General features: G+C 43.0%; 25 protein-coding genes. 9 read left to right on the top strand and 16 right to left on the bottom strand.

The genetic code is table 11. The features are described 5' to 3' along the window. Nucleotides 1-16 precede the first annotated feature (16 nt). Together EWV60_RS14160 and EWV60_RS23420 are read left to right on the top strand one after the other, a co-directional pair. The gene (locus EWV60_RS14160; RefSeq protein ID WP_287232899.1) at nt 17-1612 is read left to right on the top strand and encodes an Hsp70 family protein; all 1596 of its coding nucleotides are present in this window, start codon (nt 17-19) and stop codon (nt 1610-1612) included. Next, nucleotides 1603-1788, top strand: a complete 186-nt coding sequence (locus EWV60_RS23420; RefSeq protein ID WP_071821115.1) for a hypothetical protein — start codon at nt 1603-1605, stop codon at nt 1786-1788. Before EWV60_RS14160 ends, EWV60_RS23420 begins: the two co-directional genes overlap by 10 nt. 228 nt (nt 1789-2016) lie before the next feature. On the opposite strand, the gene EWV60_RS14150 is transcribed toward EWV60_RS23420, so the two are convergent. Continuing rightward, the gene (locus EWV60_RS14150; RefSeq protein WP_002731870.1) at nt 2017-2148 is read right to left on the bottom strand and encodes a hypothetical protein; all 132 of its coding nucleotides are present in this window, start codon (nt 2146-2148) and stop codon (nt 2017-2019) included. A 207-nt stretch (nt 2149-2355) separates the two neighbouring features. Next, nucleotides 2356-3609: a competence/damage-inducible protein A gene (locus tag EWV60_RS14145; protein WP_287232897.1), complete on the bottom strand. Its 1254-nt coding sequence runs from the start codon at nt 3607-3609 to the stop codon at nt 2356-2358. A 544-nt stretch (nt 3610-4153) separates the two neighbouring features. Here EWV60_RS14145 and EWV60_RS14140 point away from each other — a divergent pair. Continuing rightward, nucleotides 4154-5710 (top strand): AAA-like domain-containing protein, encoded by a 1557-nt coding sequence (locus EWV60_RS14140; RefSeq protein WP_190537317.1) that lies wholly within the window; start codon nt 4154-4156, stop codon nt 5708-5710. Between the two features lie 129 nt (nt 5711-5839). Here the strand turns inward: EWV60_RS14140 and EWV60_RS14135 are convergent, their stop codons facing one another. The 10 genes from EWV60_RS14135 to EWV60_RS14090 all read right to left on the bottom strand — a co-directional run bounded on the left by EWV60_RS14135 (nt 5840) and on the right by EWV60_RS14090 (nt 15530). Then, nucleotides 5840-6136, bottom strand: a complete 297-nt coding sequence (locus EWV60_RS14135) for a DUF4164 family protein (protein ID WP_002744759.1) — start codon at nt 6134-6136, stop codon at nt 5840-5842. Between the two features lie 86 nt (nt 6137-6222). After that, nucleotides 6223-6522 (bottom strand): hypothetical protein, encoded by a 300-nt coding sequence (locus EWV60_RS14130; protein WP_002761685.1) that lies wholly within the window; start codon nt 6520-6522, stop codon nt 6223-6225. A 67-nt stretch (nt 6523-6589) separates the two neighbouring features. Further along, nucleotides 6590-7654: a glycosyltransferase family 4 protein gene (locus EWV60_RS14125; RefSeq protein ID WP_002732067.1), complete on the bottom strand. Its 1065-nt coding sequence runs from the start codon at nt 7652-7654 to the stop codon at nt 6590-6592. A gap of 78 nt (nt 7655-7732) precedes the next feature. Then, the gene (gene glyA, locus EWV60_RS14120; protein WP_002751118.1) at nt 7733-9016 is read right to left on the bottom strand and encodes a serine hydroxymethyltransferase; all 1284 of its coding nucleotides are present in this window, start codon (nt 9014-9016) and stop codon (nt 7733-7735) included. 467 nt (nt 9017-9483) lie between these two features. Next, nucleotides 9484-12540 carry a phosphoenolpyruvate carboxylase gene (gene ppc / locus EWV60_RS14115; protein ID WP_287232892.1) on the bottom strand — a complete coding sequence of 1019 codons (3057 nt, stop codon included), beginning with the start codon at nt 12538-12540 and terminating at the stop codon, nt 9484-9486. Nucleotides 12541-12791: 251 nt separating this feature from the next. After that, nucleotides 12792-13010, bottom strand: a complete 219-nt coding sequence (locus tag EWV60_RS14110; protein ID WP_103112910.1) for a hypothetical protein — start codon at nt 13008-13010, stop codon at nt 12792-12794. After that, nucleotides 13007-13294 (bottom strand): cell division topological specificity factor MinE, encoded by a 288-nt coding sequence (gene minE, locus EWV60_RS14105; protein ID WP_002751115.1) that lies wholly within the window; start codon nt 13292-13294, stop codon nt 13007-13009. Before minE ends, EWV60_RS14110 begins: the two co-directional genes overlap by 4 nt. A 29-nt stretch (nt 13295-13323) precedes the next feature. Continuing rightward, a complete protein-coding gene (gene minD, locus EWV60_RS14100) occupies nt 13324-14124 on the bottom strand; it encodes a septum site-determining protein MinD (RefSeq protein ID WP_002733442.1) in 801 nt (266 codons plus the stop codon). 194 nt (nt 14125-14318) lie between these two features. Continuing rightward, on the bottom strand, nt 14319-15146 hold the full coding sequence (minC, locus tag EWV60_RS14095) for a septum site-determining protein MinC (protein WP_287232888.1): 828 nt from the start codon (nt 15144-15146) through the stop codon (nt 14319-14321). Nucleotides 15147-15158: 12 nt separating this feature from the next. Beyond that, nucleotides 15159-15530, bottom strand: coding sequence for a hypothetical protein (locus EWV60_RS14090; RefSeq protein WP_002793374.1), 372 nt, complete (start codon nt 15528-15530; stop codon nt 15159-15161). Between the two features lie 177 nt (nt 15531-15707). Between EWV60_RS14090 and EWV60_RS14085 the strand changes: the two genes are divergently transcribed. Beyond that, entirely contained in the window at nt 15708-16217 is a 510-nt protein-coding gene (locus EWV60_RS14085) for a transposase (RefSeq protein ID WP_287232886.1), read from the top strand. 95 nt (nt 16218-16312) lie between these two features. Beyond that, nucleotides 16313-16846 carry a sterol desaturase family protein gene (locus EWV60_RS14080; RefSeq protein ID WP_287232884.1) on the top strand — a complete coding sequence of 178 codons (534 nt, stop codon included), beginning with the start codon at nt 16313-16315 and terminating at the stop codon, nt 16844-16846. On the opposite strand, the gene EWV60_RS14075 is transcribed toward EWV60_RS14080, so the two are convergent. Further along, nucleotides 16811-16909, bottom strand: coding sequence for a helix-turn-helix domain-containing protein (locus EWV60_RS14075; RefSeq protein ID WP_202861588.1), 99 nt, complete (start codon nt 16907-16909; stop codon nt 16811-16813). The two genes, EWV60_RS14080 and EWV60_RS14075, sit on opposite strands and share 36 nt — an antisense overlap. Nucleotides 16910-17229: 320 nt before the next feature. On the opposite strand from EWV60_RS14075, the gene EWV60_RS14070 reads away from it, so the two are divergent. The 4 genes from EWV60_RS14070 (at nt 17230) to EWV60_RS14055 (ending at nt 18742) form a co-directional block, all read left to right on the top strand. Continuing rightward, a complete protein-coding gene (locus EWV60_RS14070) occupies nt 17230-17550 on the top strand; it encodes a hypothetical protein (RefSeq protein ID WP_002777378.1) in 321 nt (106 codons plus the stop codon). Continuing rightward, nucleotides 17540-17983, top strand: a complete 444-nt coding sequence (locus tag EWV60_RS14065) for a type II toxin-antitoxin system YhaV family toxin (RefSeq protein ID WP_287232882.1) — start codon at nt 17540-17542, stop codon at nt 17981-17983. Before EWV60_RS14070 ends, EWV60_RS14065 begins: the two co-directional genes overlap by 11 nt. A 146-nt stretch (nt 17984-18129) precedes the next feature. Next, nucleotides 18130-18411 (top strand): type II toxin-antitoxin system RelE/ParE family toxin, encoded by a 282-nt coding sequence (locus EWV60_RS14060; RefSeq protein WP_002733818.1) that lies wholly within the window; start codon nt 18130-18132, stop codon nt 18409-18411. Between the two features lie 16 nt (nt 18412-18427). After that, a complete protein-coding gene (locus EWV60_RS14055; protein WP_002733868.1) occupies nt 18428-18742 on the top strand; it encodes a HigA family addiction module antitoxin in 315 nt (104 codons plus the stop codon). Between the two features lie 267 nt (nt 18743-19009). Here EWV60_RS14055 and EWV60_RS14050 read toward each other — a convergent pair whose 3' ends face one another. The 3 genes from EWV60_RS14050 to EWV60_RS14040 all read right to left on the bottom strand — a co-directional run bounded on the left by EWV60_RS14050 (nt 19010) and on the right by EWV60_RS14040 (nt 20509). After that, nucleotides 19010-19591 carry a hypothetical protein gene (locus tag EWV60_RS14050; protein ID WP_271938684.1) on the bottom strand — a complete coding sequence of 194 codons (582 nt, stop codon included), beginning with the start codon at nt 19589-19591 and terminating at the stop codon, nt 19010-19012. A gap of 404 nt (nt 19592-19995) precedes the next feature. Next, nucleotides 19996-20271: a BrnA antitoxin family protein gene (locus tag EWV60_RS14045; protein ID WP_271938686.1), complete on the bottom strand. Its 276-nt coding sequence runs from the start codon at nt 20269-20271 to the stop codon at nt 19996-19998. Further along, nucleotides 20234-20509, bottom strand: a complete 276-nt coding sequence (locus tag EWV60_RS14040; RefSeq protein ID WP_271938689.1) for a BrnT family toxin — start codon at nt 20507-20509, stop codon at nt 20234-20236. Before EWV60_RS14040 ends, EWV60_RS14045 begins: the two co-directional genes overlap by 38 nt. Nucleotides 20510-21181: the final 672 nt, after the last annotated feature.

Raw genomic sequence — 21181 nt, 5'->3', positions numbered from 1 at the left:
CTAAAAACTATCGATCGTGTTCTACGCTATTGATTTCGGAACCAGTAATACCGTCATTACTCGTTGGAATGGGGCGACAAATAGGGCCGAAACCGTGAAATTATCGGAGTTATCCCAACAAATAGCCGACAATCCGCCTCTAATTCCCAGTTTACTCTATATTAAATCAGCCAATCCTCTGCAAGTAATTGCCGGTCAAGCAGTGCGCGATCGGGGTTTAGATATCGATCGAGATCCGCGTTTTTTTCGTCGCTTTAAACGAGGTATCGGGGCAAAAATTCAAGGATTTTTACCGGAATTAGAGGAAACTGTCCTCAGTTTCGAGGGAGTTGGCCAATGGTTTCTTGATAGCATCATCGACAACTTAAAAAACACCACCTTGGAAACCCCCCAATCTCTAGTTTTAACCGTCCCCGTCGATAGTTTTGAAAGTTACCGCAATTGGTTAAGCAATGTTTGTCAGGGATGGGAAATCGAACAAATTCGCCTAATTGATGAACCCACGGCCGCCGCTTTGGGTTATGGAAGCACGGGTGATCAAGTGATTTTAGTGGTAGATTTTGGCGGTGGCACCCTCGATCTTTCTTTGGTACAATTAGATTTAGATAATCCTCAAAAAAATCAAGGTTTTATTCTCAAGTGGGGAGAAAAACTTTTAGGCAATAATTCCGCCCAAAAAACTAAACTAGCCAGAGTTTTAGCCAAGGCGGGGACAAATTTAGGTGGGTCAGATATCGACGATTGGATTGTCGATTATTTTGCCCAAAAGCAATCTTTAGCGAAAACTTCCCTAACTACTCGTCTAGCAGAAAGATTAAAAATTAAACTTTCTTCCCAATTAACCGCTGAGGAGGTATATTTTGATGAGGAAAATTTCGAGAGTTACGAGTTAAGCCTAGATCGAAAACAATTGACCGATATTCTCCAACAACAAAACTTTTTTAATCAATTAGATGATTTAATGACGGGAGTTTTGCAACAGGGAAGACGCAATGGAATTGAAGTTAGCGACATCGATGCGGTGTTATTAGTTGGGGGAACCGTACAAATTCCGGCGGTAAAAGATTGGGTGCGACAGTATTTTGATAGTAGTAAAATTAAAGAGGATAGACCCTTTGAAGCGATCGCTTTGGGAGCGTTACAATTAGCCCAAGGTTATCAAGTCAAAGATTTTCTCTATCATAGCTACGGCATTCGTTACTGGAATCGTCGCAAAAACGCCCACGCTTGGCATCCAATTATTAACTCTGGACAACCCTATCCTATGGAAAAACCCGTGGAATTAGTCCTAGGTGCTTCTGTGGACAATCAACCTAGCATTGAATTAATTATCGGTGAATTAGGCACAGAAAGGGGGGCAATGGAGGTCTATTTTGATGGCGATAAATTAATCACTCGTTCCCTCGGTAATGGAGAAACTAGCGTCCAACCCTTAAATGATCGCGAGGGGTCCCGTTCGATCGCTAAACTCGCTCCTTTAGGTTTCCGGGGTAAAGATCGCATTAAAGTGCAGTTCTGGATTGATGATCAGTGTTTTCTGCGGATTAATGTGGAAGATTTACTCAGCCAAGAATTGTTACTAAATAATCAAATTGTCACCAAATTAAGCTAGGGTTTACGGCAAAAAGTTGCTCGTGGGGGCAGGGTGTGGGGTGTGGGGTGTGGGGTTTTACCGATTTTGAGGTAGTCAGTTACCTAATTTTCAGGGAAAAAGTCCAGGGATTTTACCCCGGATCACTCCAATGGTCAACACTTTTTGAGGGAAAAAAGTCTAAAAGCCTTATCTAACAAGGTTTTTAGATTTATTCAGCAAACCCTACCTAATTTTTAGGAAAAAATTACCTGAATTTTACCCCCGCTTACTCCCATATCTGGTACTTTTTGATTTCCAAAAAGTCTAAATTTTAGATTTATTCAGCCTGCTCTAAGCTAGACTTGGCTTCACCTAAAAATCAAGTGCAGACTCATAGTAAGTTTGCACTGATATTATCGCAATATTCTGTTTTACTGGTGGCTTTATCGACTGTGATCGCGCACGGGGATCGGGATTAGTTCGGGTTCGGGTTCGGGTTCCGGACCAAAAACACTCTCGACCAGTTTGCGCGCCCATTCTCTCAATTTTTCTATCACTTCATCTAAATAGTCCATTGACCAAATGGCTCCTTTGAGATACTAGCTATGAGTTTTCGTCGATTGATCCCCGCAACAGCCACGCAAAAGCTTGATTCTAGAGAATTTTAACTAATTTTTATCGTTTGGCTGTTCAATCTGACGAACGGGGGAATCTATATCTTGTACTTATATTAAGCTTAACATAACTTTTTAGTCTGAGTATATATTCTTGGTAATTCTTTTTTAAGATATTGTTAATAAGTTCCGTCGTAGGCGATCGAGGGCGGTATAGGCACTAATCTGGCGAATAGTCAAGCGAGATCGATTTTCTCCGAAACGATGCTCTGATACGGTGACATTTCGCCGAGGATCGGCTAAACCGATATAAACTAGGCCCACGGGTTTTGTCTCGCTGCCACCTCCCGGTCCGGCAATACCCGTGATACTGATCCCCCAATCGGTAGCGAGGCGTTTTTGCACTCCTAGAGCCATCTGTTGGGCAACAATGGCACTGACAGCCCCGACATTATTTAAATCCTGCTCATTTACGTCTAAGAGGGCAACTTTTACCCGATTATCGTAGGAAATAACCCCACCCCAAAAATAATCGGAACTGCCGGCGATTTGGGTGATAATTTCCCCTAATCCCCCTCCGGTACAGGATTCTGCCACACTCAAAGTTTGTTTTTGTCGCCGCAACAGTTCCCCCACTACCGAGGGTAAAGTATCATCATCGGCCCCAAAATAATCTAATCCGGCGATTTCCTTAATTTCCGTCGCTACCGGTTCAATTACCTGCAAAGCAGCCTCTAAAGAAGGGGCTTTCGTCGCAATTCGCAAACGCACTTCGCCTAAACCAGCATAGGGGGCAACGGTGGGATTAGTCAGATCAAATAAATGGACAACTTTTTCCGCTAAAGCTGACTCACCGATACCGCGAAATTTCAGAGAACGACTATAAATCCTCTCTTTGCCCCATCCTTGACTTTTTAGGTAAGGAATGGCCGTTTCTACCCACATTCTCTTCATTTCTGAGGGTACTCCGGGGAAAGTGAGAATAGTTACGTTAGTCTCTGGTTGCCAGATCATGCCGGGGGCGGTTCCGGTCGGATTTGGCAAAAAATCGGCTCCCACGGGTATTAAAGCCTGTTTACTGTTACTAGGAGGCATTTCTCGCCCTAAACTCGTAAATTTAGCCTCGATTTCTGCTAAAATCTCTTTATCTTCTCTAAGGGGCGTTTGGAAAAAATCGGCGATTGTTTCTGTGGTTAAATCGTCGGGAGTCGGTCCGAGTCCCCCGGTAAAAATTAAAATTGAGGAACGTTCTCGGGCAATAGCGATCGCTTTTTTCAGTCTTTCTACATTATCCCCCACCACCGTTTGATAATAATGGGGAATGCCTAATTTTGCCAATTCTAGAGCTAAATATTGGGCGTTAGTATTAACTATATCCCCTAATAATAATTCCGTTCCTACACAAATAATTTCAGCGGCCATAATTTTTGACAATTAGCTTAAGATTTTCAATTTGGATCATTAACTGATCTCCTGTCACCATCGTTCGATCGGGTTTCGGTAACGATGGTCATGGAAGTTAACCATATCAATGCGCTCCCACATTGTACCAGTAAGCTATCAACAATCAAAGTCTTGTATATTAGACCTCTTGTAAAAATCAAAAATTGTTGTTAGGGTTAGGAGTCAGTAGCCGGTCGTCAGGAGTCAGGAGAATTAAGAATGAATAATAATCAATTAAACGGTCTATTTACAGATTTTATGTAATTTAATCCTTGTTTTTGCCGTTTTTGAAGCCTCAAAAATTAATTATACAAGAGGTTTATTAAATGCCAGTTTTAATAACCAGATTTAGTATCACTACCCATTAGCAAACGTAAAATCAGCGCATTATTGCCTTATATAGCAATAATTGATCATAATCAAGCATAACAAGGTATTGCCGATCATCACCTCTTCCTTCCCGCCATTACAAACCCCACCAAAATCATCTAAAATTAAAATGTCCACTAAATAATAAAATTCTATGACTCGCTGGTTTAATATTGCCGGTCCCTGTAAAGACGATATCCACTATATGTTATCTCCCACAGTACGATTACCAGATTTAGAGGAGCTAATTGAACAAGAAAGTTATTTTGTCCTTCATGCACCACGACAAACAGGGAAAACCACCGCTATGTTATCCCTAGCAAAACAACTTACCGACACCGGAAATTATGCCGCAGTCATGGTATCAGTGGAAGTAGGAAGTGCATTTAATCATGATCCTACTGCCGCAGAATTGGCAATTTTAGGGGCATGGTATAATACAATAAATATCCGTTTACCTAAAGAATTGCAACCAGCTGCTAAACAATGGCAACAGGAACAACCGGGAAGCAGAATTAAGGCTTTTTTATCAGATTGGGCAACATCCTTAAACCGCCCTTTAGTATTATTTATAGATGAAATTGACTCTTTACAAGACCAAACATTAATATCAGTTTTACGACAGTTAAGAGATGGTTTTCCTAACCGTCCTGAAAATTTTCCGACCTCAGTAGGATTAATTGGTTTACGAGATGTGAGAGATTATAAAGTAGCATCTGGTGGTAGTGATAGATTAAATACATCTAGTCCTTTTAATATCAAAGTTGCTTCTCTGACTATGCGAAATTTTAATCTTGCAGAAGTGGGAGAATTATATCAACAACATACAGCAGCAACTGGACAACTTTTTACACCAGAAGCAATAGAAACAGCGTTTGATTTAACCCAAGGACAACCTTGGTTAGTCAATGCTTTAGCTAAAGAAATTGTAGAAAAAATGGTAAAAGATAGAAGTATTGCTATTACCGAAGAAAACATTTTACAAGCTAAGGAAATATTAATTGCTCGTCAGGATACTCATTTAGATAGTTTAGCGGAAAAACTCAGAGAAAAACGAGTTAAAAACATTATTGAACCAATTTTAGCAGGGCAAACCTTACCCGATACCCTAGCAGATGATAGGCAATATTTAATAGATTTAGGATTATTACGACGTGATCCGATGGGGGGATTAGTTATTTCTAACCCCATTTATCGTGAAGTAATTCCCCGCGTTTTAGTACAAGGAACTCAGGACAGTTTACCTTTAATTAGTCCTAGTTGGTTGACAGCAAAAGGTGAATTAAATATAGATGCTTTATTAACAGCATTTCTCAAGTTTTGGCGACAGCATGGAGAACCATTATTAAGTAGTGCTGCTTACCATGAAATTGCTCCGCATATAGTATTAATGGCTTTTTTACATCGTGTGGTTAATGGTGGAGGAGTTTTAGAAAGGGAATATGCAATTGGTAGTGATAGAATGGATTTATGTTTGCAGTATAAAGATGTAACTTTAGGGATTGAATTAAAAGTATGGCGGGATAAAAAACGCAATCCGCAAGCTGACGGAATTGAACAATTAGAATCTTATTTAGGGCGTTTGGGTTTAGATTTTGGTTGGTTATTTATCTTTGATAGGAGGAAAAATGCTTTACCAATGGAAGAAAGATTATCCACTGAAGTTGTGGTGACAGAAAATCAATATAGAATTACTGTAATTAGGGCTTGAGTTTTATATTTTTTGTTTGACGCAGAGGCGCTACAGTCGCAGAGAGGAGAACGGAAAGAGGGATTTTTGCAGATCATTTTTCTCTGTATCCTTGAAAATTGTAGAGTAAACAAAGACTAAAGACAACTTTTAGGGATTAGGGAAAAAGACGATTTTTCCCAGAATGCCTAGTATTCCTGTCACCAAAATTCCGACAATGCCAAGAAACCCATTAGTGGTAATATTCACCCGTGCATTCAGGTCATCAATAGGCTTTTCTATTTCCATAACTTTAGAATCTAGGGCCTTAATATCCCCTCTTATTTCTGATTGTCCTATCTCTAGCTTAGTGAGACGCTCATTAACATCTCTTTGTAAAGAGTCGATTTTTCCCTCAATCCTTGTCAGGACAGTTTCAAGGGAATAAGTTACGGTTTCGTTAGACATTGTGCTAAACTCCTACTTTTGATAACTTTAATTAGGGCTTGCTGAAAAAATAAGATAGGAAAAATTTATGATGCTAAGGGCAACTTCTAGGGGTTGCCAATAAACCCAAAAAGTTTAGCTGCTCCTCCTAAAATAGCAACAACAAGGGCGATCAAAATGCCTCGATTAGTAAACTCTTGATAGGCAACTCTAGCGGTCAATCCGTCAATTTTTGTGCTTAGTCGCTCATCTAAAGCTTTAATTTCTCCTTTAAGTTCTGCCTGTCCGATTTCTAATTTTGTCAGACGTTGCTCGATTCTATCAGCTTTGTGGTTGACTTCCTTGATGCTGTCTTTGATTTCCTTAAGAACCGTTTCAAGGGAATAAGTTACGGTTTCGTTAGACATTTGCTAAACTCCCAGAGTCATCCTGCCGCTATCTTAATTATTAATCCTTTTTCTAGTTTAAGACGGCTTACGGTTCACTGCCACGATTGCGCCAGACTTGCCAACCGACGTAACCGAGGAGGAGAGTCGCACCAAAGGCAAAACCCCAACCACTGGGAACATTGGAAAAACCGAGGGCTAAACTGCCCACCCAGAGAGTTAGAGCGTAGATAAATAATACTGTCAGACGGTGAGAGATACCCGCTTTCAGTAAACGATGGTGTAAATGACGTTTATCAGCCACAAAAGGGGATTTTCCGCGTTTGAGACGGGAAATAATCACCGTGGACATATCGAGGAGAGGAACCGCGAGGATGAGATAGGGCAATAGGACGGCGGTAACGGCAACAGTAGTCACAGCAGTAGTTTTAGCCAATCCAATCACCGCCACACCCGCCAGGGTAAAACCCATAAAATAGGCCCCACCATCCCCCATAAAAATTTGGGCGGGGTTAAAATTGTAACGCAGAAAACCCAAGGCCCCACCCGCTAAAGCGGCGGCGATAATAGCGGCGGCCGGTTGTCCCATCACCAAAGTTACAATCAAAATCACCACGGCAGATATACCCGAAACCCCCGCCGCTAATCCATCTAAACCGTCAATCCAATTAATCGCGTTAGCCATCCCCACTAACCAGAGGAGAGTAATCGGTAAACTTAGCCAATGAATTTGTAATAAATCGCCGAAGGGAATAGAGAGGAAATCGATCCTCACCCCAGCTTGCCAAGCTAGAAAAGCGACGCTAAACTGCATTACCAGACGATTGAGGGGGGAAAGATTAAAAAGATCATCCGCTAGACCGATGAGAAAAAAGCCCAAACCGCCTAGGGTTACGCCCCACACTTCCCATTCTCGATCGCTGTTTAAACCAGCAAACCCTCCCAACCACCAAACGATCAGGAGGGCAGTTAAAGCGCCGACAAAAATCGAAACTCCCCCCAGTCGAACCATAGGCTTTTCATGGACCTTCCTTTCGTTGGGTTTATCGACGTAACCGCTTTTCAGTCCGACGGTTCTGACGAGGGGGGTACTCCAAAGTACCACGGTATGGGCGATCAGAAAAGCAATTAGATAGTATAAATCTCCGGACATGGGAATTGGGGGGCGATTTAATTCACAATTGGCCACTGACAGGTAATCGCCAATTATGAACTTTTATTATCTCTCTTTTTAGGCCAAGGCGGGGACGGAAATATGGAGATGGGGATAGAGGGGGAAGCTTTCACAGAGTTTAGCTACCCGTTGACGGCAAGCAGTTCTCAGGGCTTCATCACCTGGATTAAGGAGAATATCGGCGATAATGTTGCCAATCTCGATAAATTCCGTTTCTCCTAGTCCTCTGGTGGTCATAGCCGGGGAACCCAAGCGCAGACCACTGGTGACAAAGGGAGACTCGGGATCGAAGGGAACAGTGTTTTTATTAGCGGTAATATTAATGGTACTCACCAGGCGATCGGCTTCTTTCCCGGTCATGCCCACGGATCTCAAATCGAGTAACATCAAGTGATTATCCGTACCATCAGTGACAATTTTAATCCCTCTAGCCTTCAACTGACCGGCTAAAGCTTGGGCATTAGCGATTACTTGGCCCGAATAGATTTTAAACTCCGGTTTCAGGGCCTCCCCAAAAGCCACAGCTTTCGCCGCAATCACGTGTTCTAGGGGTCCGCCTTGGGTACCGGGGAAGACGGATTTATCGAATTTTTTGCCTAATTCCTCGTCTTTGGTCATAATTAAACCCCCCCTAGGACCGCGCAGGGTTTTGTGAGTGGTGGTAGTTACCACATCACAGTGGGGTAGGGGGTTAGGATGATGACCGGTGGCCACTAAACCGGCAATATGGGCGATATCTGCCATCAGGTAGGCCCCCACTTCGTCAGCGATGGCGCGGAATTTCTCGAAATCAATCCGGCGCGAGTAGGCAGAATAACCGCAGATAATTAGTTTTGGTTTTTCCTTGCGGGCGATGTCAAGGATGAGATCGTAGTCGAGGAGTTCGGTTTCGGGACTTACTCCGTACTGTACGACTCGGAACCATTTTCCGGAAACGTTAACGGGGGAACCGTGGGTAAGATGACCACCGTGGGAGAGATCCATGCCCATAATCGTATCGCCGGGCTGCAAGAGGGTCAGGAAAACGGCGAAATTAGCTTGGGCGCCAGAGTGGGGTTGTACGTTAGCGTGATTTGCCCCAAATAGTCGTTTAACCCGATCGATCGCTAATTGTTCCGCTTCGTCAATGTATTCGCAACCGCCATAGTAGCGTTTTTTGGGCAGTCCTTCGGCGTATTTGTTGGTTAAAACTGAACCCTGGGCGGCCATGACGGCAGCCGAGGTAAAGTTTTCACTAGCGATTAATTCTAGGTGATTTCTTTGACGTTGCAGTTCTTTTTGCAAAATCCCTGCGATCGCTGGATCGGTCAAGGATAGTATATCTAAGTTCGTATCAGTCACGGTTACTCGATCCTTTTTTTAACAATTTACCTGTAATCAATGGGTCACTTTCTCCATTTTGGCACAATCTCTAATCTTCCGACACACCGGTGAGCTTAATTGCTTCTCTTCGGTATCGCTCTTCGATTGTCAACTGTTAGGGGTCAAATCTTCATTTTCCTTATTAAGGGGGGATTAAAGGGGGGACTAAGGGGGGATCGGCACCCCCCTTATCAAGGGGGGCAGGGGGGATCGAACCTAAAATCCATTTTTAATTTAATTATAACCAGCTACTTAATATTAGCCAATAGAACCCCCCAAAAGCTGGGATTGAGTGATAAAATCAGAAGTAATGCCCAATTTTAACGGTGATTTTCCCTTTAAAAATAACAACTTAGTAGAAGTTTTACAAAAAGTTGACAAATTTTAAAAATAGGGTGGATTACCTTCAAGATAACCACCGGAAAACTACCATTAATTATCTGTAATCAACCGGTATTTCTCATCCCTGCGGCAATACCATTAATCGTCATTAAAGCGCCCCTTAATAACTCCTCTTTAGAATAGCGGAAATGAATCACACCGGATTGAGCTTGACTATTGTATTGACGTAAACGCTTGAGGAGAGACACCTGTAGAAAACCGAGGGGAACGATCGAACCGTTGCGTAACTGCACCGAGCGCTGTAAACTCGGATCATTATCCAATAAATGTTTCTCGCCGGTGATCTGGAGAACAATCTCGCTAGTGCGATTATATTCCTCTTTAATCCTTTCAAACAGACGTTGAAAACGTTCTCGATCTTCCTGTTTAGAAAGTTCACTGACGTAGTGATAGGCCATCTGTAGATCCACCTTTGATAAAGTCATTTCTGCCTTAGAAATCACCATCTGGAAGAAAGGCCACTTGTGATAAAAATGGCGTAACAATTCCAAATTTCGGTTAGGAGAATCATCGAGAAATATCTGTAAAGCTGTCCCTAAACCATACCAAGCCGGTAAAAGAAAACGGGTTTGGGTCCAACTAAATACCCAGGGAATTGCCCGCAGGGTACTTAAATCCTGTTGACCACTTTTCCGGCGGGCCGGTCGGGAACTAATCTGTAAAAGACTAATTTCAGGAATGGGAGTTACAGACAGAAAGAAGTCTAAAAAGTCCGGTTCTTCATAAATCAAACTGCGATAGGTTTGCCGTGAACAGGTGGCCAAGTCCTCCATGATGCGATTCCAAGGTTCGAGATCATCAAAACCACTGCCCAGTAAACTTGCCTGTATGACTGCCGTTACGGCGGTTTCGAGGTTATACAAGGCCAATTCCGGTAAAGAGTATTTCGAGGCTAAAACCTCGCCCTGTTCCGTGATTTTAATGCGACCGTTAATCGTTCCCCGGGGTTGGGCGAGGATAGCGGCGTAGGCCGGTCCACCACCGCGACCAACGGAACCACCCCGGCCATGAAAAAGACGTAGATCCACTCCGTATTGTTTAGCAGTTTTTTGTAAAGCTTTCTGGGCCTTATGAATTTCCCAATTACTGCTTAAAAAGCCAGAATCCTTGTTACTATCGGAGTAACCCACCATAATCTCCTGTAAATTACTCGGTTGGAGGATGGCAGGTTCCGGGGTCACTTCCTCCCCGTTTAAAGCCCCTAAATGGTCGTAACCGCCGGCTAGGGCTGCCCGGTAGAGGGGCAATTCAAACAAAGTCTGCATGATGCCGGGGGCGTGTTTGAGGTCATCGACGGTTTCAAAGAGGGGAACAATGCGGAGGGAGCTGCGGCTAGTGGCGGGGTCGTATAAACCAGCTTCTTGGGCTAATAACAGCACTTCTAGCACATCGCTGGCCTCGTTGGTCATGCTGATAATGTAGGTTTGGCAGATTTCCAGACCGAATTCCCCTTGCAGACTTCTTAAAACTCGCAGGGTTTCAATGGTTTCGCAGGTTCTTTCCGAAAAGGGCATTTCCCGGGGAATTAAGGGGCGACGGGTTTTTAATTCCGCCACTAACCAGGCGATTTTTTCTGATTCGCTTAATTGGCCGTAGGGTTTGGGTAAAACTCCGAGATAGGCGGCGATTTCTTCGATACATTCGGCGTGACGGGTGGATTCTTGCCGAAAATCTAACTGAGTCAGGACAAAGCCGAAAATCTCCACTTGGGCGATCAGTTGATCCAGTTCTTGACAGGAAAGACCAGTTTGAAGGAGACTGCGCTGTAATAGCTTTAATTCGGCTAAAAACTCGGAACCAGAGCGATAGATGTTGGTTTCGTTGAGTTTAGTTAATAATTGTCGTTCTTCCGGGTCATTGAGGCGATCATTGCGATCGCGGGTATTTTCCAGACGTTTTTGAATAAAGGCCAATTTGAGGCGATAGGGTTCCTGACGGTAGCGGATTGCTAACTGGCTATAGATTTCGGGCATTTGCTGTTTATCTCTGTCCAGGGAGTCCAGCAACTCCGGCAAGACGTGACACCAGTGCAGGGAGGCGCTTAAAATACTGGTCAGGTCGTGAATAGCATCGAGATATTTTTTAACAACGAGATTGCGCTGATAACAGCAGGTTTTCCAGGTGACTTCGGGGGTAACGGAGGGATTGCCATCCCGATCGCCCCCCACCCAAGAACCAAAGCGACAGAAGTTATTTTTCGGCGCTTGTAAACGGGGAAAGGAGGATTGTAGGCTTTGCTGCAGACGCAGGGTTAACTGGGGTAGGGAATCGAAGAGAACTTCATCGAAGTAGTGAAGGGCATAATCCACCTCATCGACGACGGTGGGTTTAAATTGATGTAGTTCATCTGTTCGCCACCAAAAACGTATTTCTTCTTTTAACTGTTTGGTGACTGTCTGTGCTTCTCTGGAGTTAGTTAACCCCATACTGCGAAAGATTTCTTCTGCTTGGTCGAGTTTTTCGAGAATGCCCGAGATGCGGCGCTGTTTAATGCGAATGGTATGACGGACAATTTCCGTGGGGTGGGCCGTAAAAACCAGACGAATATCTAATTGATCGAGAAGACGCTGAATTTCCTGGGGGGGGACGTTCACCTGTTTAAGATAGGGAAATAACCAGTGAAATAGCCCCGATTTTGGGCTGGAGTGATCGGACTCGTTTAGGGTTTTTTCTAGCCAATCGGCCCCGACAATGGTGGCTAAAAGGCTTTTTTGCGTTGGTTCAGCCTTGGGACTTTCGTTTTCTTCCCCGATCACCGTCCGTCGCAGTAGTTGCTGATCCCTTTGTTCGTAGTGTTGTTCGATTATATTTATTAACTGGAAATAGAGGGCAAAAGCGCGGGTAACTTTGATCGCTTCCCCTAGTTCCAAGTCTTCGATCATTTTGGCGATCATTGCTTCCGGACTATCATCGGTCACTTGTCCTTCCTCAGAACAGAGATGGCGCAGTAATTCCAGTAAATCAACTAATTCTTGACCACATTCGGAGATCAAGACTTCTTTCCATAAATCTTCGATTAATTTCAGTCTTTGCTGCAGAAACAGGTTGGAAGTGCTGAAAATATCCTGTTCGGTTTCGGTTGAGGGGACAAGGACGCTCATAATTTCAGTAATCAGTAATCAGTAATCAGTAAACAGTCATCAGTCATCAGTCATCAGTGAAAAGAAAGCTCAGAACTTGCCCGTTAATACTATTCACTGAAAACTCAAATCTGATCATTGATAACTGATAACTGATCACTGATTACTGATATATCGGGATTAGTTCTTTACGGTTTGTCAAAAATGAGATTGTATCCCAAAGAATCACATTTTTCCGATTTTTAACAAAAACTTCACTATCCTGCCTCTTTTCAGGGGGCAAAAGGACTTTTTTCTTGGATTATTTGGTCACTGTTGACCGGTAACTGATCGGGAATATTGAGAAGGGGCAAGCGATCGCCCCGAAAGATTTCCTCGCTGTCTTTCCCGACTTCTATCAACCAATTATTAATAGAACGTAGTCCTAAGTAGGATAAAAGAAAGGGACTAACTGCTAGACTAAGCCAAAGCTCGATCGGTTGAGTTTTCATGGCAATTTCTCGGTTAAAGGACGGCGTTTGATGCGACGAATCGGAAAATTAGCAATCAGGGCGGTAGTTCGTTGGTCACTTTCTAAGAGTAACTCGGTTTCCTCGGTGTCGATATCAAGATAACGACCGACCACTTCTAAGATTTCTTGACGCATCATATCGAGAAGTTCGGGACTAAGATCGGCGCGATCATGGGCCAGAATAAGTTTTAAGCGTTTTTTAGCTTGGTCGCCACTTTTGCCCGAACCGCGCCATGCTAGAAGTTTATCGATCAGGTCATTCATAGTAGGTTAAAGGGTTGAGATGAGAGAGTTTAAGGCCCAAACAAGCGACGACGCAGACGGGTAAGAAAACCTTCCTGACCGGCCATTAAATCTAGAAACGGCACATCGCGACCCTGTAAACGTTGGGCAATGTTTCTAAAGGCCATAGAGGGGAGAGAAGTCTTCTCCTCTAATACTAATGGTTCTCCTTTATTAGTGGAAATAATAATTCTTTGATCGTCGGGAATAATCCCCAACAGGGGAATTACCAATAAGTCGAGAATGTCCTCGACGCTGATCATCTGATTAAGTTGGATCATTTCCGGCCGCAGCCGGTTGACAATCAGACGAATACCCTTAATATCCTCGCTTTCTAGTAATCCTACCACGCGATCAGCATCTCTCACCGCCGACATTTCTGGGGTAGTAACGATGATCGCTTCTTGGGCAGCAGCGATCGCATTGCGGAAACCCATTTCAATTCCTGCCGGGCAATCAATCAATACATAGTCATAACTTTTTGACAATTGGGCAACTAAATCCTTCATTTGATCGGCAGTAATTGCCTCTTTTGTACGATTTTGTGCCGCCGGTAATAGAACCAGATTTTCCTGTCTTTTATCCTTAACTAAAGCTTTATCAAGGCTACAATCTCCCGCTACCACATCGAGGGCAGTATAAACGATACGCTGTTCTAATCCTAACAATAAATCGAGATTTCTCAGTCCGAAATCGGCATCGACAAGGGCGACTCGACAGCCTAATTGAGATAAAGCTGAACCTAAGTTCGCCGTTACCGTCGTTTTACCGACTCCTCCCTTTCCCGATGTCACCACAATTACACGAGCCATAATTTATATCAGTTATCAGTTATCAGTTATCAGTTATCAGTTATCAGTTATCAGCTATCAGCTATCAGTTATCAGTTATCAGTTATCAGCTATCAGTTATCAGTTATCAGTTTTATAGAGTTTTTCGTTTCAACGCAGTTAATCGGTATTTTTACCAGTCACTGAATCACTGTTTACTGATCACTGTTTACTGATCACCTTTTTTCGACCCACCCCACTTTATCTTTAAAGGTGTAGGTTCTGGAAAAATTATAAGCCCCAATGATGCGGATTCCTCCTTCGCTGATACAGGCGATTTCTGGTTCTATGCGATCGCTATTTAAAGCCGGGGCCCGTGCCACCAATTCCGCGATCCTCAGTTGAGTTAAATCGATTCGCAGGGCCATGATTAGCGCCGCTTGATCGCCGCGGAATCCCGCATGGGCCACACCGCGTAAACTCCCCCAAACTAATATATCGCCATCAGCGACGATCGATCCGCCGGGGTTGACATCGCCCATGACTATAACTGTACCCGGGTGACGGATTTCTACACCCGATCGCAGGGTAGTTTTTAAGTATAAAGGTTCAGCGAGGAGGGATGGCAGCGGTTGCTCGTCCCCGAAAACCGTGGCATTTGATTGCATTTGTTCGACATTGTAACCCATAGTTGCCGCTGCCACTGCGGTTTGTCTTCTTTGAGTTTGGATCGTATGTAGGGGTAATTCGGCACTGTCTAAAATTGTGGCGATCGCTTGTAGTTGCCGCGTATCCATCAGGCGATCGTTGGCCTGTAGGTGTACAGGTGTTCTAGCTGGGCAGTTTTGACCGCTATTACGGAGATAATATTTCAATCCTGTCAAGATATCTGTCCAATCCTGACTTGTCTCCCCGGCGCCGGTTTTGGGTAAAATTAGCACCAATTTCTCGCCCTCACTTTTAAGGTGAATTTGGGTGTATCTTGACCTTAACGAGGCTGATGGCGCAATTTTTTCGGTTTCTAGGTCGATTTCTTGATTTATTCCGGTTTTAGTTTCATCCATAAAGATAATTTTTTACTTAAAAAAGACAAAGCGCAAAATAGCGATCAGCAAACCGACGGAAGCGGTAATCAGTGAACCCCCTAAAATGGTTATCAATGCCCAAATTTGATTTTTTTGACTGCCCTCGACTATTTTGAGGCGATTATCCATCCCTTCGACTCTTTCGGTTAATTTTGCCTGTCCTATCTCTAGGGATTTAACATCTTGCTTGATTTCCTTAATATCAGCTTTAATTTCGCCAATATCAGCTTTAATTTCGACGATACTATTCTCGATCGCCGTGAAACGAGTTTCGATCGCCGTGAAACGAGTCTCGATCGCTTTTTGTCCGTTGATAATTAAGTCTTCTAGCCTTTGCAAGTCCGTATCGGCAACAGTTTTCATAAAAATTAACTGGCTATCAGTATAGATGTTTCTTTAATTATGAACCTTGAGCAGCCGGCAGCAATGGGAATTAGGAATTATGAATTAGGAATTACGGCTGATGTGAGATAGAGAGGTTTGTAAAATCAAAGGGAGGCATCACGATAAAGGTAATCACTCCAAAGCATGAGGCCTCCCATGAATAGGATAGATGCTACCACCCTCTTGACTATTATTTATGTCCTGGTGGATGACTGGTATCAAGAACAGGGATATCGCTTGACTCCCATGCTGCCTGGACCTGAGCCTAGTTTCAGTGATAGTGAAATGTTGACCTTTTGGTTTATTCCCTCGTCCCTGCTCATACTGACGAACGCTCCCGCAGCAGAATCCGTATTGCAGTTCATTCAAGGCAACAATATCCTAGCCGACAAGGGGTTTATTGGTACTGATTGGCAGACTGAGATATCAAGAACCACAGGTAATCGAGTCTCTGCAGCTAAGAGAGTCAATCAACATCAACAAACTTCTCCCGTCTTTGAGCGACTTCTTCAACATTTTCGAGAACGGATTGAGGGGGTTTTCAATGAGGTGCAGAATACAGGAGGCAACTTGGAGCGATTGCTCAGGAAGAAAGTTGAGGCACTTTGTGTCCATCCTTTGAGCAGACTCCTGTTCAACCCTTTGGGCAACTCATATAAGGCGTGATTTTAAAAATTAACTTAATCATAAAGAAAAATTTAACTTTCTCTTTTATAGTAAATTGCAAAACACGATCGAGCGGAAAAATTAAGGGGAAAACTTTGACACTACTTATACTAAAAGCCATCCTGATCACCCTAGCGCTCTTGCTACTCGGTGATTTAATTTCTACGTTTCTCTACCATGTTCCAGAACACGTTTTCGGCAAGTTTCACGCTGCGGTACACCACGGCAAAAATCGGAACTTTTTTCATTACGCGGTGTTAAATCGAAATCCGCTAGTTTTACTCGATGGCTTTCTCGGCGCGCTCCCCTACTTTATCTTTATTCCGTGGTTCTGGAAGATATCGCCCTTCGGAACGGTTATCGGCTTAATTTTAGGGGAATTACACGTTATCTGGCGACACGTTTCGATTTTAGAATGGAAGACCCCAGAACCGATTGCGCGGATTTGCGATCGCCTATACATCACCACCCCAGAACGTCATTGGTTACACCACCGGGACGCAATGGTCGCTTACGGGGATATTTTTACCTTTTACGATCGCCCCGCCCGCGCTTGGCTATCGTGGTTAACCTCGAAAAAGAAAGCGATCCGATCACTTGTTCGCGACCGAACGAACGCATCCGAATAGCTTGGCTAAACGCTCTTGCTGTTGGCCGTTCGGATAGATTCGGTGACGGTATCTCGCTTTCATGCAGTAAGCTAGAATCGGTCTGTATCGGTTCTAGCCTTGGACTCAGAATATGTCAAACAGTTCGGGAAAGACGCGATCTGGTCACCTAGCTATTTTGTCTCTTCTAATAGAGAGAATTCTTGTCCATTAATAAATGTTACAAATTACATGGGTACGTTAAAAAAGTTAAGTGGTGTATCCATTGATGGATAAGGGTTTTCGGCTATTATGGTATATATGTATGGGGTAAGTTCAGTTAAAACGCGGTAGAGAAACTGGGCAACCTTGTATGTTATTAAATTATGTAATAACATGATATGTAGTAAACTTTGCCTAAAATCATGAGTAACAAACAATACAATCTAACCTGGGCTAGAATAGGCAATGCTTCAGGTTTCCGTCTGAGCGCCAGTTTTTTTAAGGATAATCCCCAATTCAAAGAAGCTAAAGGTGCTGTTGAAGTTATCAGCCCTGATACCTTATTAGTCCGCTTACAGCCTCAATCTGTAGAACAGGAGGAAGATGAACTGATGCTGAGTTTATTCTTAGATTTTCTGACCAAGCAAGCCCTATTAAATCCTGATGCTGAGTTAGAAGCTTATACGGAAGCGATGGCAGCGGTCGATGAAGAGTTGATGACAGGAGTAGAACTTGATAGTTAACGGTTGGCGAATCTACTTTATTAAAAGACTTTTTGGGCAACAACGCCGCGATTTACAAGTTGAGGTTCGTAAACTAAAAAACACCTTGCCAACAGAAGCATACCGTACTCATTCTACAGTCAAACTCTACAGGGCGATTATGGTCGCCATTAAAGAAAAAATCCCTCTCGACCCTTTTGCTTCCCATTTTGCTCTGACTGGGGCGCTCAAGCATTACGGAAGAGTCAAAAAGATGGGACTACCTGACCATTATCGCTTATTCTTTCGGGCTATACAAACCGAGGAGTATAAAGCAATTTTTGTTTTATGGCTAGGCTATCCTCGCAAACAAGGGGATAAAAATGATTGTTACAAAGTTTTCACAAAAATAGTTGAGCGAGGTGATTTTCCCAGTTCTCTTGACACTTTAATCCTTGATAGCCAAGAAGATTAGCTAGTGATAAGGTGGTTGAAAAAGCGATCGTAACCCACAGATACACTTTCAACTGCGCCTCCACAGAAAGATTGCGATCTAACATTAGCATGAGATCGATGATCGCACTAAGATGATATGATAGTAGTGCATTTTCCTAATTATTGATGATTAAGAGTTTTGCATCTAAGGAGACAGAGCAGGTATTCAAACGTAAATTTTCACGAAAATTACCTCAAGATATTCAACGAAATGCTCGGAGAAAGCTAGAAGTTTTAGACGCGGCCGAAACTTTACAGGATTTATACATTCCTCCATCTAATCGGTTGGAAAAACTCTCAGGAGATAGAAAAAATCAGCATAGTATCCGAATTAACGATCAGTGGCGGATCTGTTTTATTTGGAAAAATGGCAACGCCTACAATGTAGAAATAGTCGATTATCATTAATTGTTACTCAATAATCATGACTGAGAAAAAATTATTAGCCCCCATTCATCCTGGTGAGATTCTGTTGGAAGAATTTCTCAAACCGATGGAAATTAGCCAAGAACGTTTGGCAGAAGATCTTAATGTACCAATAGAGCAAATCAAGGAAATTATCGAGGAAAAGCGAGGAATTACTGCCGATATTGCCTTAAGGCTTTCTCGTTATTTTGGTATGTCTGAAAGGTTCTGGATGAATCTTCAAACAAGGTATGATATTGAAGTAGAAAAAGATAGGCTCAGAGAACGTTTAGAGAAGGAAGTAAAAGTCTATGCTGCTTCACAAGCACTGTAGCATAACCGAAGAAATAGGGGAAGAATAATAATTTTAACCCCCCGTAGTGGACTGTTTCAGCTAAAATAGGGCGATAGATTTTGGCTTAAAGTCTTAGATTATAGAATTTATAGCATTTTTCTAATACACCAAATTAGCTGAAACATTCCACTACAAAATCGGCATCGCACTTAAACTCACAGCCTCAATAAATGTGCATGATGCGTTCCCTAAAATTGATCGGCGGAGCAGTAGTATCCAGATTAGGGGACGCACCCTACGGCTATATTATCCCTTGTGAATTCGATAGGTAACGGTGTAATCCCAACTCGAATACCATCCTCCTTTTTTTTGGAGAGTCCAAAACTGGGCGTGGCTCCCACTGGGAATTGCTGAAACTGGCAAATCACGCTTGAGTTGTCCCAATTCATCATCTTTATCCAGCATCATTGCGAGTCCTACACCCGCAATCGCAAACGGAAGAATTGTTCCCGTAATTTGGGCAGGGGGATAGGGAACCGCTTTTAAGCCCGCAGATATGGCACTTCCTACTTTCGTCACCATTTCACCATGCTTTGACCAGTCTTTGCCCGCGTCTTCATCATATCCAGCCAAGGCAATGTACAAAGTGTTGTTTTCAGGTACGTCATCATCAAATATAATACCGCCCCCTTTACCAAATGGTTTGCGCTGGTTGTCGTTAATTTTAATAGGAACAGTCAAGACTGGGCGAATTTTCAGATCATCGCCTGTCGCTCCTAATTTTGAGTAAGAACCGACACCACCCAAGATATAAAAATCATCCGCACCAGTAACATCCTCAGTGTCACGGCAATATACATCAACCAGCTCAATTCGAATTCTAGTCATGGCTTTTAACTCTATGTAGGTACTGTTATTCAATGGTTGCCGCGTAACTGTTAATTATACGGAAATTCTCTACATAACACTCTTCAGAGTAACGATATGGGTCAACTTTCTGTATGTCACTCCATTTAGGCGCAATCGCAAGAAACTTCCCCTAGATCACACTCAAAAGCGTGTTAACCAGATGAGCTTACTGCAAACAATCTCCTTTTAAGGAGACTGATCACAGAAGCCTTCTAGAGTTCTAGCAAAGATTCTTAGATATGGCTGCACTTTGTCACAAAATTTCACTATTATTTCGGGTGCGGTGATTTGTTATAGCGGTTTTCAGTCTAATAAGGTATGGTAAATCCCTTGTTATGCCGCTGCAATCCTTGTTTTCAAATACAAAAATATGAATCTGCCTGTTATTGATGTGCCTCCATATACGCTCGTAGCAATTGATTGATCTGTGTTTGATAGCCACGCCCTTGAGACTTAAACCACTCTAATACATCGCTATCAATGGGGAGTGTAACTTGAGACTTGGCTTTTGTAGCAGGTAAACCCCGCCGCACTACCGCCTTAGCAAACATTTCTGGCGTAATCTCTGGACAATCTGATAAATCAATATCTTCATCGCTCATCGCATCCAATCGTTGCCAATCAGTTTGAGAGTTGCTCGAAGTAGGTTCGTTGTTCATATTTCGTCGCTTTTCTTGCAGAAATAATCCGGGTGCAATCCTCACGTTCTGTATGGACAACGGCAATCACTCGCCCTTGCAACAAACCGAATGTGACAAAACGCTGCTCTCCATAACCGTAACCATCGTCCTCAACCGTTACAATATCGCCATCAAACACGGCTGGAACATCGGTAAAATCTATTCTGTGCTTACGAAGATTAGCAAGACGTTTTGCTTCATCCCATTCATATTCCATAACCGAACGACAGCTACAATAACCAATTGTAGTTATAAATTGTCGTTACAGCTATCCATGCCAAGCAATTTTTATCGTCAATGAATGCCCCGCAAGCAACTTCAAGCCACTGTCCTAACCGAGGACTTGCCGCATAACTACACATTACAGGTCAACTTTCTATATAACACTCTCCAGAGTAACGATATGGGTCAACTTTCTGTACATCACCCCATTTAGGCGCAATCGCAAGAAACTTTCCCTACATCACACCCAAAAGCCTGTTAACCAGATGAGCTTACTGCAAACAATCTACTTTAAGGATACTGATCACAGAAGCTTTCTAGAGTTCTAGCAAAGATTTTTATATCTGACTGCACTTTGTCACAAAACTTCACTATTATTTTGACACTTTTAATGGTTGGAGCGGAAACATTGATCGCCAAGTCTGGTCAATTTTTGTCCAAAGCATTTGAGGAAATGACCTAAATAACGTCAGTTCGGGATAAGGGTGGAAAGAAAAGGCGGGGGCTAGTAAGCTGAAAAATATATAAACTCAGCACCCCCAACCCATCTATACTTTGCACGGTTATAACTTGCATTTTTTACTCAAAGACAATAATATAGTTCAAGAGTCATAATTAGAAGCAAAGCACTCATTAAAAACATGATTAACCTAGAATTCACGGAAGA

Source organism: Microcystis sp. Msp_OC_L_20101000_S702 (assembly GCF_007095705.1).
GTDB classification, from domain to species: Bacteria; Cyanobacteriota; Cyanobacteriia; order Cyanobacteriales; family Microcystaceae; genus Microcystis; species Microcystis ichthyoblabe_A.
Note: the sequence above shows the minus strand (reverse complement) of the source record. Positions and strands in the feature narration are given on the sequence as shown.